Genomic DNA, 12857 nt, shown 5'->3' with positions numbered 1-12857 from the left:
TGTGATGCACCTATGCATCAACCGCCCATTTTTGTGGTCCTGATCCGGCTTTGAGGCTAGATGGCCACGGTTATGTGGCGCTTTTACATCATTTTTCGACCGCGTGTCACCTCAATATCGAGGTCCGTGATCTTTTTTCTCAGCGTATTGCGGTTGATTCCCAGAAGGTCTGCACATTTCGCCTGATTACCAGCGGTTGCGGCAAGGGCGATCTCGATCAACGGGGCTTCGATCTCGCGCAGGATACGGGCGTAGAGCCCGGGGGGCGGCAGCATTGATCCGTGCTGGTCAAAGTATCGCTGCAGGTGACGTTCGACCGACGCGCCGAGCTTTTCGGTATTGGCCTGTGCGCGCAGCGGTTCGGGGTCGGGTTGCGCCCCCAGTACATGCTCTGCCTCGGATTGGGTGATTTCGGGCGCGCGGCTGGTCAGCGCCAGCTGCCGCATCGCATGTTCCAACTGTCGCACGTTGCCGGGCCATTGATAGTTGGCAAAGACTTTCGCCGCCCCTTCGGACAGGGCGCGAGGCGCGGTATTGCCGGTTTCGGACCGTTCAAGGAAATGCGCGGCAAGCAAGGCAATATCATCCACGCGGTCGCGCAGCGCGGGCACATGCAGCGTCGCCCCCGAGAGACGATAATACAGATCGCGCCGCAGGGTGCCCGCCTTCATCGCGGCGGCCAGATCCGATTGGCTGGTGGCAAGGAACCGCGGGCCATGTTCCCCGGGCGTGTCCATCATGCGCGCGATACGGGCCTGAATCTCTTCCGAGAAATCACCGATCTCGTCAATCAGCAGCGTCCCGCCGCGGACCCTCGCCAAGACACGTGTCGGGCCTTCAAGGTCTTGCAACTCGGCCGAGGTGACGGTGACAAAGGGCAGGTTCCGCCGGTCCGAGAAATCGTGGATCGCCTTGCCGATCAGCGACTTTCCTGTGCCGGATTCGCCCCAGATCAACACAGGCAGATCCGTGTTCATCACCCGCGCCACCACGCGGTAGAGCGCCTGCATCACCGGCGTGCGCCCCACCAGCGGCAGATCATCCCGATCCCCATCGCTGTCAGAGCTGCTCTGCGCCGGACGGCGCGCCGGCCCGCTGCGCTCTAGCGCGCGGGCGGTGCGTTTCATCAGGTCAGGCAGGTCGAAAGGCTTGGGCAGGTAGTCATAAGCCTCCGCCTCTGCCGCCTTGATTGCGGTCATGATCGTGTTCTGCGCCGAGATCACGATCACAGGCAAGCCGGGTCGGTCCTGCGCGATCTTGGGCAGCATCTCGAGCCCATTGCCGTCGGGCATCACCACATCCGAGATCACAACGTCACCTTTACCCTCGCCCACCCAACGCATCAGGGTGGTCAGGCTGGATGTCGCGTGCACCTTGCAACCCGCGCGGGTCAGTGCCTGTGTCAGAACGGTGCGGATTGTGCGGTCGTCATCAGCGACCAGAACGGTGCCATCCATCGTTAATTCTCCTGATCGGAAGCGGTATTTTCAATTTGGGTCTTATCGGCCCGTGGGAGTGAGATGCGGAACACGGTCTTGCCGGGCACAGACTCCACCGTGATCCAGCCGCCGTGGTCGGAAATGATCTTGCTCACCAGCGCCAGCCCCAGCCCGGTGCCGTTCTCGCGCCCGGATACGAAGGGTTCGAACACGTCAGCGCGGATCGCCTCTGGTAGACCGGGGCCGTCGTCGATGACTTCGATCTGCAAGGGCAACGATTGCGCCGTGCCGTCGGATCGGCGCATGCGGAACGAATGTTCATAATAGCTGTGCAACCGGATCGTCCCGCCCGAGGGGCCCGCCGCCTCTGACGCGTTCTTGATCAGGTTCAGCACCACTTGCAACAGCTGGTCCTTGTCACCCAAGGCCGGCGGCAGCGAGGGGTCGTAATCCTCGATGATCTTCATGCGCGCGCCGAACCCCAGCAGTGCAGACCGGCGCGCGCGGTCCAGCGCGTCATGCAGGTTCACCGCCTTGCGTTCCGGCGGCATCAGGTTGCCGAATTGTTCGACCTGTTCCAGCAGCTTCACGATCCGGCGCGATTCCGCGACGATCAGGTCTGTCAGCTCCAGATCCTCGGTGCTGAGATTCATGCTGAGCAGTTGCGCGGCACCGGTGATCCCTGCCAGTGGGTTCTTGATCTCATGGGCCAGCATCTCGGCCATGCCGATGGCGGATTTGGCGGCGGATTTGACCGAATTATTCTGCGTCATCCGACCGGCCATCTCGCGGGGGGTGATCATCAGGATCATCTGCCCCGCCGCATCGATCAGCGGCGCGAAGTGCAACGCACATTGCACCGGCGGGCGCTGGCCGCTGCCGACATCAACATCGTTGACGAACAAGGGCGTGCCATTGTCGCGGGCGCGGGTGAACGCCTCTTCCAGCGGGGCATCAACGGCGATCATGTCCCACACCGGCACACCGCGCACGGACTTTGCAGAGGCGTTCAGAAACCCTTCGGCTTCCGAGTTCAGCTCGGCGATCGTGTCGTCGGTATCGATCAGAATGGCGGGCACGGGCAGCGATGCGAAAACGGTATCCAGCGACATCAAGCGGCCTCCAACTGGTGGTCCGGCAGACAGGCGGACGGGATAAGACGGTGCACCTCGGCGGGGCTGGCAGCGGTCAGTACCGCGCGACGCAGATCAGCGGGGGTGTTGCTGGTGTCCATGTACCACCCCAAATGTTTGCGCGCGACGCGCAGGCCAATCACCTCGCCATAGAACCGGATGATCGCCTCGTAGTGGTCGGATACCATGCGCGCGAAATCGGCACCCTGCGGGATGACCGGTGCGGGCGCGCCGAACAGATCATGGGCCACCTGAGCGAGCAGCCACGGTTTACCTTGGGCACCGCGCCCGATCATCACACCGTCCGCCCTCGATTGCGCCAGCGCTTGTCGCGCGGCATCGGTGCTGATGATATCGCCATTGGCAATCACGGGAACTGAGACCGCCTGTTTGACACCCGCAATCGCGGCCCAATCGGCGGAGCCTTTATAGAACTGGCAGCGCGTGCGCCCGTGGATGGTGATCATTGTGATCCCCGCCGCTTCGGCCCGCGCGGCGATCTGTGGCGCGTTCAGCATATTGTCGTCCCACCCCAGCCGCGTCTTGAGCGTGACGGGGACCTTCACCGCGTTCACCACCGCCTCGATCAGCCGCAGCGCGTGGTCGGGCGTTTTCATCAGCGCAGAGCCGGAATAGCCTTGGGTCACCTTCTTGGCAGGGCAACCCATATTGATGTCGATCACCCGCGCGCCCTGCCCTTCGACCATCCGCGCGGCCTCGGCCATCGGGGCGGCCTCGCGTCCTGCCAGCTGTACCGCAGTGCCTTCGACGCCAAGCCCCAGTTCGGCCTTTTCCTGCGTCCCGGGGCGGGCGTTGATCATGTCGACGCTGGCCACCATCTCTGACACCACCAACCCTGCGCCAAAAGACGCCACCAGTGTGCGGAACGGCAGATCAGTGATCCCCGCCATCGGAGCCAGTAAAACAGGCGGGTCGAGTTTGAAGGGCAGATCCCAGAGATCCAAACGCTTAATCCTTGTGCAATTGCCTTTGGTTTACCGAGGGGTGGGCCGAAACTCAATCAAACCAAAAGCTTTTACTGGTGAGAAACTGACCTATTGCCTAAAATTTAGGCATAGGGCGCGGGCGATTGCACAGGCCGCTTTGCAGGCTTAGAACAGGGCGAGTTTATCAAAGGGGGCGCGCGATGGCGTCGACACCGAAAATCGCAGCGCTCATCGTGGCCGCCGGACGGGGCACCCGTGCGGGAGGCACCGTGCCTAAACAATGGCAGCCGTTGTGCGGGAAACGCGTGATCGACCACACGCTTGCGGCTTTCCAGCGGCATCCGCTGGTAGACCGGATCATCATCGTATTAAGCGCCAGTGACATGGCTGAGGCCGAAGGTTTCACCGCGCAAGGCTGTCTTGTCGCCGAAGGGGGCGCGGATCGTGCAGCATCGGTGCGCAACGGTCTGGCGCTGCTGGGGGATGCGGATCTGGTGCTGATCCATGACGCCGCCCGCCCCTGTGTCACGCCGCAGATCATCGACGGTGTGATCGACGCGCTGGCCACGGATGCCGCAGCCGCCCCCGGCCTGCCTGTCACCGACGCGCTTTGGGTGGCCGAAGACGGAGCCGTCGCAGGCACGCAGGACCGCACCGCGCTTTATGCCGCCCAAACCCCCCAAGGCTTTGACGCCGCCACGATCCGCGCCGCCCATGCCGCCTTTGAAGGCATCGCCGCCGATGATGTAGAGGTCGCCCGCGCCGCCGGTGTTGCGGTTGCCATCACCCACGGCAGCGTCGATAACCTGAAAATCACGGTGCCGGGCGATTTGACCCGCGCCGCCCGCATATTGGAGTCTTCGATGGATATTCGCACCGGCAACGGGTTTGATGTACATGCTTTCGGTCCGGGGGATCACGTCACACTTTGCGGCGTTGATATCCCGCATGATCAGGGGCTGGTCGGCCATTCCGACGCCGATGTCGGTATGCATACGGTCACCGATGCGATCTATGGCGCGCTGGCTATGGGTGACATCGGCCAGCACTTCCCCCCATCTGACCCGCAGTGGAAAGGGGCGCAAAGCCATATCTTTCTGCGCCATGCCGCCGATCTGGCGCGCAGCGAAGGGTTCACCCTAACCCATGTCGATTGCACGCTGATTTGCGAATACCCCAAAGTGGGGCCTCATGCCGCAGAGATGCGCCGCGTGATGGCGGATATCCTGTCCCTTGAAGAAAGCCGTGTGTCGGTCAAGGCGACGACCTCGGAGCGTTTGGGATTTACCGGCCGCGGCGAAGGCATCGCCTGCATGGCCACAGCAACATTGGTGAAACTATGACTTTGGCAAAGCTGATCGCGACCGTTCTGGGGGTGGGTTACATCCGCCCTGCTTCGGGCACCTGGGGGTCGCTGGTGGCGCTGCCCTGGGCCTGGCTGCTCCATGTCATCGGGGGGCTGCCGCTGTTGATCGCAGGCATCGTTCTTACCTTTGCCGCAGGGTGGTGGGCCACCGCACGCATGACCGCGGGAAGTGCGGATCATGATCCGTCGGAAATCGTGATCGACGAGGTTGCGGGCCAATGGGTCGCGCTGCTGCCGCTCAGCTATGCCAGTTGGACGATGGATATGAACATCCTTGTGATGTGGCCCGGCTGGATCGCGGCTTTTGCGCTTTTCCGTCTGTTCGACATCTGGAAACCGCTGATCATCGGCTGGGCCGACCGGCGCGGCGATGCGCTTGGCGTGATGCTGGATGATATCTTTGCAGGCATTTTCGCACTGCTGGGGGTGATCGCACTGGCCGTGCTGTATCACGTGTATCTCTTTGCCTGATTTACACGCCCTTCTGGACCGCGCCCGCACGCGCGAGGTCATGATCGCCTGCGCCGAAAGCTGCACGGGCGGCATGGTCGCCGCCGCCCTGACGGACCTCCCCGGGTCTTCCGCGATCTTTGACCGTGGGTTTGTCACCTATACCAATGCTGCCAAGATCGACCTGCTTGGCGTCAGCCCAGACACACTCACCGCCCACGGCGCGGTGTCCGAGCAGGTCGCCCTTGAAATGGCGCGTGGTGCCTTGGCACGATCCGGCGCGCAAATCGCCGTGTCGATCACCGGCATCGCGGGCCCCGGCGGGTCAGAGCATAAGCCCGAAGGTCGCGTCTGTTTCGGCCTCGCCACGGCGTCCGGTATCACCACCCAAACGCAAGAGTTCGGCGCATTGGGCCGCGATAAAGTCCGCCGCGCTGCCCGCGATTTCGCCTTGGGGCTGATTTTTGAGGCGATTACATAACGCCCGCAAAACAGGCGGTATGGCGAAATTGCTGCCTAAATATGTGGCGAATGTAGAAATGCCCGTTTAATCACCGGCTTTGCCCACATTTTAACTTTTGTCACGCGCGCACATCCGTTTCACCCGTTTGCAATCAAAAACCTTTCGGGAGGAAACCAAGATGAACGCAGCTGATACGGCCTGGATCATGACCGCCACGGCCTTGGTACTGTTCATGACATTACCGGGGCTCGCGCTCTTCTATGGCGGGCTGGTGCGCAGCCGCAACGTGCTGAGCGTTTTCATGCATACCTACGGCGTCGCCTGTCTGATGAGCGTGCTATGGTTCTTCGCCGGATACTCCATTGCCTTTGGTCCCGACACATCGGGCCTCTGGGGCGGCTTGGGCAAGATCGGCCTGTCGGGGGTCACTGCTGACAGCCTGTCAGGCACCCTGCCCGAGATCCTGTTCTTCGCCTTCCAGATGACATTCGCAGTGATCACGCCTGCGCTGATCGTCGGTGCCTATGTGGAGCGTATCGGCTTTGGCTTTGTAATGCTCTTCTCGGGTCTCTGGATGCTGCTGTGCTACGCGCCCGTGGTGCATTGGGTCTGGGGCGGCGGTTTTCTGGCCGATGGTGGCATCTTTGGCGAGGTCGGCGTGCGCGATTTCGCGGGCGGAATCGTGGTGCATGAAACAGCCGGCCTCGCGGCGCTGATCCTCGCGGTCTTCCTTGGTCCACGCCTCAACCACAACACCCCGCCGCATAACCCGGGCTTCGTGATGATCGGGGCGGCGATGCTCTGGGTCGGGTGGTTCGGCTTTAACGGCGGCTCGCAACTGGCGGCTGACGGTGGTGCGGCGATGGCGATCACGGTGACCCATATCTCTGCCGCCACCGCCTCGCTCACCTGGGCGCTGTGGGAGCGGATCAAATTCGGCAAGGCCTCTCTGGTCGGCATCGTCACAGGCACCATCGCGGGGCTGGCCTCCATCACCCCTGCGTCGGGCTTCGTCGGCCCTTGGGCGGCGCTGCTGATCGGCGCGGTTGCCGGGATCCTGTGCCAGGAAGCGGTCGTCTTGATCCGCAACAAGGCCAAGATCGACGACACGCTTGATGTATTCGCGGTTCACGGCGTGGGTGGTATCTTCGGCACCATCATGATCGCTGCCCTCGGGGCGGGGTCCTGGGCCGCACAACTGGGGTCGCTGGCGATTGTCGGCGTCTATACCACGGTGGTGACCGTCGTGCTGGTGGTGGTCTGCAAGGCGATCACCCCGCTGCGTGTCAGCAAAGAGGTCGAGGTCAACGGACTTGATTTATCCGTCCACGGTGAACGGGCCTATGATCTAAGCAGCTGATCCGGAACCCAAAGACCCACACAAAGGCCCCGCATTGGGGCCTTTGTCGTTTCTAGGCCCCGGCCCCATAGAGGGCGGCCGCGCGTTTTTCAAAGGCCCGCACCACCCGCTGCATCGCCTCGTTAAAGACGACGCCGATGATCTTTTGCAAAATCGCGTTCTTGAATTCGAAATCGACGAAGAAATGCACCTTGCAGCTGCCGTCGCCATTGTCCTCGAACGCCCAGTTCGATTTCATGTATTTGAACGGACCATCCAGATATTCGGTGTCGATCTTCTTGGCCTCTGGCCACAACACCACCCGACTGGTGAAACGTTCGCGAAACACCTTGAAACTGATGACAAGATCGGCGTCCATCACCTCGTGATCCCCCTTATCCTCACGGCTTTTGATCCGCGCGGCGGCGGTCCAGGGCAAGAAATCTGGGTATGACGCCACATCGGCCACCAGATCATACATCTGTTGGGCGGTGTAGGGCAGTTCGCGGGTCTCTGAATGGGTAGGCATTGATTTCCATCTGTCATGAAGTTAGCCCTTATGAAATCCTATCTCCCCCTTTTTCAAGGTAAAACCCATGACGACGCGACCTTATGTCATCGATGAAATGATCTCGGCCAAGGCAATCGCCGCGCGGATCGAAACTCTCTGCCGCGAAATCCAAAGCGAATTCGCCGGCACCGAAAAGCTGACAGTGGTGGGGCTGCTGCGCGGATCTTTCGTGTTTATCGCCGATCTGGTGCGCGAGCTTGACCTCCCGATCGAGGTCGATTTCCTAGAAGCCTCCAGCTATGGAGATGGCATGGAAAGCAGCAGAGAAGTGCGTATCCTCAAAGACTTGCGCGGCGCAATCGAAGGGCGCGATGTGCTGGTTGTCGAAGATATCGTCGACACGGGCCACACCCTGCATCACGTGCGCAACCTGCTGATGTCGCGCGAACCCGCACGGCTGAAAACCATTGCGCTGCTCGACAAACCCAGCCGCCGCGAGGTGGACATGAAGGCCGATTGGATCGGCTTTGAAATTCCGGATGAATTTGTTGTGGGCTACGGCATCGATTTCGCACAGCGCGACCGCAACCAGCCCTTTATCGGCAAGGTCCGTTTTACATGAACATCGCTTGGCTGATGCGGATGAAACGGTGGGTGCAGCACCCGCCCTCGGCGGGCCGCGTCAAATTTGTCTTGGCTGTGGTCCTGGCCGGCGCGCTGATCTTTGCCGCAGAATACTTTGGCTACTGGCCCGAATGGGCCACGACCCAACGGATCAAAAACCCGTTCTAACCTTTCCAAATGGATGTAAATCCCGGGGAGTTTGAGGGGCAGCGCCCCTCATTATATCGCGTGAGTTTGAGGGGCAGCACCCCTCAAACTCAATGCATCACAGTTACCCCAGCTTGGCCAACCGCGCCGCCTGCAGCCGCGCAAAGTCATCCCCTGCGTGGTAGCTCGACCGCGTCAGGGGCGTCGCAGAGACCATCAAGAACCCTTTGCCATAGGCCGATTTTTCATAGGCGGCGAATTCATCGGGGTGCACAAAGCGGTCGACCGCGTGGTGCTTTGGTGTCGGCTGCAGATATTGCCCGATGGTGAGAAAATCGATGTCCGCCGCGCGCATGTCTTCCATGACCTGCATAACGGACTGACGATCCTCGCCCAGACCGACCATGATGCCGGATTTGGTAAACATCGTCGGGTCAAGCTCTTTGACCCGCTGCAACAGACGCAGCGAATGGAAATACCGCGCCCCGGGGCGGACCTCGGGGTAGAGGCCGGGCACTGTTTCCAGATTGTGGTTAAACACATCCGGGCGCGCCTCGACCACGATTTCCAGCACTTTGGGATCACAGCGGATGAAATCGGGGGTCAGGATTTCGATCGTGGTGCCCGGGGACCGTTTGCGCACGGCGCGAATGGTCTGGGCAAAATGCTCTGCCCCGCCGTCTTCGATGTCGTCGCGGTCCACGCTGGTGATTACCACGTGGTTCAGTCCCAGTTTGGACACCGCATCGGCCACACGCCCGGGTTCAAAGATGTCCAGCGCTTCCGGCGGGCGCCCTGTCGCGATGTTGCAGAAGGTACAGGCGCGGGTGCAGACCTCGCCCATGATCATCATGGTGGCATGGCCCTGCGACCAGCATTCGCCTACATTCGGGCAGCCCGCTTCTTCGCAGACAGTCACCAGCTTGTTCTCGCGCATGATCTTTGCGGTATCCGCATAGCCTTTGCCACCCGGCGCCTTCACCCGGATCCACGACGGCTTTTTCGGCTGTGGATTGTCGGGGCGTCGGGCCTTTTCAGGGTGGCGCTGCTCGGGGATTTTCAGGTCTCGCATGATCAGGCTCCGTTTGGAATACACCCCTTATGTAGTCGGTTCGCGCGGCGCATGAAAGAGGCAGTTGTCATCTGCGGGGCAGCCATGCGGTGCGCGCCGATCCGGATCCGCCGCCTAGCCGATCATCGCGCTCCCGGGGCCAAGCGTTTCCGCATAGTGTTTGCGCAAGCGCATCAGGGCGATACGCAGAACGATCTTTCCCGACCGCGCCGACCAGCCAAGGCGCTTTTCCGTGGTTTCCAGCCCTTCCAGATAGCAGCAACACCGCAGCACAATATCCGACAGACCCGGTCCCAGATCCGCCAGCGCCGATCCCACCCGTGCCCGGGCTGCAGAAGGTGCGCTGCCTTCAAAGCTGACGCTGTCGCCCTGCCCGCCCGGTGCCAGAAACCGGTCCCAGTTCTGCGTCACCGCCTCGCCCATTTGCGCCAGTTCAAAATCCTCGCGCAGGCGCTCTCCGGCTTGGACGAGACTGTCGGACAGGAACGGCGCGCCTTTTGCGTCGCGTCTGCGGGCGAGCGCGGCCAACGGGCTTTCTGCCAGAGTGTAGCGCAAGCGACGTGCCGTTTTCTGCCGCGCCCCCTCTGGCAGCGGCGGCGCAGGGGCAAAACTGGTTTGGGCTTCGGCAAAACCGTCCTGTGCCCCCTGCCCCAGCATCTCTTCCAGCGCATGCCGTCCGGCCGCGGTGATGTGATAGCGCAGGATGCGCCCCTCGCCATCACTCGCGATCCAGCCGTTAAGCGCCATCGCCTGCGCGACACAGCGGTCGACCACGGCAGTCCGCGTCTGTGCGCCATCCTGACCACTGCGCACGACAACGGCTTTGTCCATCTCGGCTGCGACCGCCAGCAGCGCACCGGTTTCACACAAGCGCCGCAAGATGCGCTGCGCCTCGCTGCTCAGGGTTTCATCATCGGGCATCATGGGGAGTGAGGTGTCATTCATCGCGGCGGGCTCCTGCATGGGGTGGGTTTCAAAACGGCTGACCTGCCCCAGCAGATCAAGGGCATCGTCCACCAGCGGATCATCACGACGCGTTTCCAGCCGCCGGATCTGGCGCAGGATGGTAGAGGCGTGACACTCAGCTGATCGCGCCAGCGCCCGGATCGGCTGGCCCATCTCCACATGCGACACATAATGCCGCGCGGCATCCGGCACCCATCCGGGCAATCCACGTCGGTCCGGCGGCGTATTCAAAACTTGGGTCATGCGGTCTCCTTTCTTCAGGCGGCGCGGTTATCCACAACCTTATCCACAATACCAAAAGGTTAATTGGTTATGGATTTGTTAATATTTACCGATACAACCCATAATTGTTTCCAAACGGTAAACAGTCGTAACCGCGACGCACGCTGACCTCGCCGCGCGAGCAACACCAGTATCTTGCGTGAAATCCTGCCCGTGAGCGGCCGTGCAATGGCATGACCCCGCAGCCAGCAAGGATTTGATTTTATGCAAGATATTCTGACGCGCCTCAGCGGTATTCACCGTCCCGCCATATTGGTGCAGGCAGGCTCCATCGGGGCCCGCAGCTATCGCCGCGGCCCGACCCTGCGACGGATACTGGGGAAAGCGCCCCCACCGCGCAGCGCCGTGGTGCTGGTGCAGCTGATCGATATAGAGGCAGACCTGAACGCCAGACGTAAAAAGACGGACGCAGGCTATAACCTGGTCCGTCATATAGAGGTGATGATCGCCCTCATTGCCGAGGCCGCGATCTTGCGCGAAACTCTGCGAGATGCGGCTACATAAAGCTGTCAGGCTCCGCCGCCTTGCGTTCCGCGACAAAGGCATCAAGCGCCGCACGCGTCTCGGGGTCCATGGTCGGTTGCACATAGTCGCCCAACAGCTTTTCGACCCGCGCCGCCGCCAGCGACTGGGTATCGCGCGCGCCCTCATCTGACCATGTTTCAAATGGCTTGTAGTCCAGTAGGTCGGATTTCCAGAAGGCTTCCTTAAAGTTGGCCTGTGTGTGCGCGCATCCCAGATAATGCCCGCCCGGACCAACCTCGCGGATCGCATCCAGCGCTTGCGCGTTTTCGTCAATCTCGACACCGCGCGCCAAATGATGCAACGCGCCCAGCTGATCGGCATCCATCACAAATTTCTCGAACGAGGCGACCAGCCCGCCTTCGAGCCAGCCACAGGCGTGGAGCATAAAGTTCACCCCCGACAAAAGCCCCATGTTCAGACTGTTCGCCGTCTCATAGGCTGCTTGCGCGTCGGGCAGTTTTGACCCGCAGAACGAGCCCGAGGACCGGAATGGCAGGTTCATCCGCCGCGCCAACTGCCCCGCCCCATAGGTGATATGCGCGGCCTCCGGCGTGCCAAAGGTCGGCGCACCCGAGTTCATGTCGATCGAGGTCACAAAGGCCCCGAAAATCACCGGCGCGCCCTTACGGATCAGCTGGCTATAGGCGATGCCCACCATGACCTCGGCCAGAACCTGCGTCAATGTCCCTGCCACGGATACCGGTGCCATCGCGCCGCCAACGATAAACGGCGAAATGATCGACGCCTGATTGTTCTCGGCAAAGACCTTCAGCGCCCCCATCATCACATCATCAAACGTCATGGGAGAGTTGATGTTCACCAGCGACGTCATCACCGTGTTCTGATCGACGAAATCCGCCCCGAACAGAATCTTGCACATGTCCACCGAATCCTGCGCGCGGCTTGGTTCCGTGACGGATCCCATGAAGGGTTTATCGCTCAGCGTCATATGCGCATGGAGCATGTCCAGATGGCGCTTGTTGACGGGCACATCGGTGGGTTCACAGACCGTGCCACCGGAATGGTGCAACCACTTGGACATATAGCCAAGCTTCACGAATTTGTTGAAATCGTCCATCGTGGCATAGCGACGGCCCCCGGCGGTGTCGCGCACGAAGGGCGGGCCATAGACCGGGGCCAACACCAGATTGCGCCCGCCGATCTCGACGTTGCGCGCGGGGTTGCGCGCGTGCTGGGTGAACTGCGACGGCGCGGTCTTGCACAGCTCGCGCGCCAGCCCGCGGGGGATACGCACGCGGTCGCCGGTCACATCCGCCCCGGCCGCGCGCCACAGCGCCAGCGCCTCGGGATTGTCGGGAAAGTTCACGCCGATTTCTTCCAACACCGTATCGGCGTTATACTCGATGATCTGCAGCGCCTCTTCGGTCAGCACCTCGTAGTTGGGAATGTTGCGTTCGATGTATTTCGCTGTCTCGAAGGACACAGCCGAGCGCGCCGCCCGACGTGCCGCACCGCCACCACCGCGCCCGCGTCTTGCTGATTCCGCCATGAGGTCTTCCTTTCCGCCAAAACTGACGCCTAGCTACCCCATTCACGCAGCGGGCTTTACGCGGTTTACGGCCTTAGAGGTCA

At 61.5% G+C, this 12857-nt stretch carries 14 protein-coding genes; 7 read left to right on the top strand and 7 right to left on the bottom strand.

The window, feature by feature from the left end; translation table 11 throughout:
• Positions 1 to 83: 83 nt before the first annotated feature.
• The 3 genes from AADW22_RS09650 to dusB are packed head-to-tail and all read right to left on the bottom strand — an operon-like array spanning position 84 to position 3537.
• The gene (locus tag AADW22_RS09650; protein WP_407473600.1) at positions 84 to 1457 is read right to left on the bottom strand and encodes a response regulator; all 1374 of its coding nucleotides are present in this window, start codon (positions 1455 to 1457) and stop codon (positions 84 to 86) included.
• A 2-nt stretch (positions 1458 to 1459) separates the two neighbouring features.
• On the bottom strand, positions 1460 to 2551 hold the full coding sequence (locus tag AADW22_RS09645; protein ID WP_005853487.1) for a nitrogen regulation protein NR(II): 1092 nt from the start codon (positions 2549 to 2551) through the stop codon (positions 1460 to 1462).
• Positions 2551 to 3537: a tRNA dihydrouridine synthase DusB gene (gene dusB, locus AADW22_RS09640; protein WP_407473599.1), complete on the bottom strand. Its 987-nt coding sequence runs from the start codon at positions 3535 to 3537 to the stop codon at positions 2551 to 2553. The genes AADW22_RS09645 and dusB overlap by 1 nt, the downstream gene beginning before the upstream one ends.
• Positions 3538 to 3719: 182 nt before the next feature.
• On the opposite strand from dusB, the gene AADW22_RS09635 reads away from it, so the two are divergent.
• The 4 genes from AADW22_RS09635 to AADW22_RS09620 all read left to right on the top strand — a co-directional run bounded on the left by AADW22_RS09635 (position 3720) and on the right by AADW22_RS09620 (position 7158).
• Positions 3720 to 4862, top strand: coding sequence for a bifunctional 2-C-methyl-D-erythritol 4-phosphate cytidylyltransferase/2-C-methyl-D-erythritol 2,4-cyclodiphosphate synthase (locus tag AADW22_RS09635; protein WP_407473598.1), 1143 nt, complete (start codon positions 3720 to 3722; stop codon positions 4860 to 4862).
• Positions 4859 to 5356 (top strand): phosphatidylglycerophosphatase A, encoded by a 498-nt coding sequence (locus AADW22_RS09630; RefSeq protein WP_005853484.1) that lies wholly within the window; start codon positions 4859 to 4861, stop codon positions 5354 to 5356. The genes AADW22_RS09635 and AADW22_RS09630 overlap by 4 nt, the downstream gene beginning before the upstream one ends.
• Positions 5349 to 5816, top strand: a complete 468-nt coding sequence (locus AADW22_RS09625) for a CinA family protein (protein WP_037944256.1) — start codon at positions 5349 to 5351, stop codon at positions 5814 to 5816. The genes AADW22_RS09630 and AADW22_RS09625 overlap by 8 nt, the downstream gene beginning before the upstream one ends.
• Positions 5817 to 5976: 160 nt before the next feature.
• Entirely contained in the window at positions 5977 to 7158 is a 1182-nt protein-coding gene (locus AADW22_RS09620) for an ammonium transporter (RefSeq protein WP_289081114.1), read from the top strand.
• A 52-nt stretch (positions 7159 to 7210) separates the two neighbouring features.
• Here the strand turns inward: AADW22_RS09620 and AADW22_RS09615 are convergent, their stop codons facing one another.
• Positions 7211 to 7666 carry a type II toxin-antitoxin system RatA family toxin gene (locus AADW22_RS09615; protein WP_005853481.1) on the bottom strand — a complete coding sequence of 152 codons (456 nt, stop codon included), beginning with the start codon at positions 7664 to 7666 and terminating at the stop codon, positions 7211 to 7213.
• Positions 7667 to 7733: 67 nt separating this feature from the next.
• Here AADW22_RS09615 and hpt point away from each other — a divergent pair, with 67 nt between their 5' ends.
• Entirely contained in the window at positions 7734 to 8270 is a 537-nt protein-coding gene (gene hpt, locus AADW22_RS09610; RefSeq protein ID WP_005853480.1) for a hypoxanthine phosphoribosyltransferase, read from the top strand.
• On the top strand, positions 8267 to 8440 hold the full coding sequence (locus tag AADW22_RS09605; protein WP_407473597.1) for a hypothetical protein: 174 nt from the start codon (positions 8267 to 8269) through the stop codon (positions 8438 to 8440). Before hpt ends, AADW22_RS09605 begins: the two co-directional genes overlap by 4 nt.
• A 103-nt stretch (positions 8441 to 8543) precedes the next feature.
• On the opposite strand, the gene lipA is transcribed toward AADW22_RS09605, so the two are convergent.
• Positions 8544 to 9491 (bottom strand): lipoyl synthase, encoded by a 948-nt coding sequence (gene lipA, locus AADW22_RS09600; RefSeq protein ID WP_407473596.1) that lies wholly within the window; start codon positions 9489 to 9491, stop codon positions 8544 to 8546.
• A 114-nt stretch (positions 9492 to 9605) separates the two neighbouring features.
• Positions 9606 to 10700, bottom strand: a complete 1095-nt coding sequence (locus AADW22_RS09595; protein ID WP_407473595.1) for a DUF6456 domain-containing protein — start codon at positions 10698 to 10700, stop codon at positions 9606 to 9608.
• Between the two features lie 243 nt (positions 10701 to 10943).
• On the opposite strand from AADW22_RS09595, the gene AADW22_RS09590 reads away from it, so the two are divergent.
• Positions 10944 to 11243, top strand: a complete 300-nt coding sequence (locus tag AADW22_RS09590) for a DUF6477 family protein (RefSeq protein WP_168592108.1) — start codon at positions 10944 to 10946, stop codon at positions 11241 to 11243.
• Here AADW22_RS09590 and AADW22_RS09585 read toward each other — a convergent pair.
• Positions 11236 to 12774 (bottom strand): trimethylamine methyltransferase family protein, encoded by a 1539-nt coding sequence (locus AADW22_RS09585; RefSeq protein ID WP_407473594.1) that lies wholly within the window; start codon positions 12772 to 12774, stop codon positions 11236 to 11238. The two genes, AADW22_RS09590 and AADW22_RS09585, sit on opposite strands and share 8 nt — an antisense overlap.
• Between the last annotated feature and the right edge of the window lie 83 nt (positions 12775 to 12857).

Source organism: Sulfitobacter sp. PM12 (assembly GCF_045586035.1).
Lineage (GTDB): Bacteria > Pseudomonadota > Alphaproteobacteria > Rhodobacterales > Rhodobacteraceae > Sulfitobacter > Sulfitobacter pontiacus.
The sequence above is the reverse complement of the archived record's forward strand: the minus strand, read 5'-3'. Positions and strand labels throughout refer to the sequence as shown.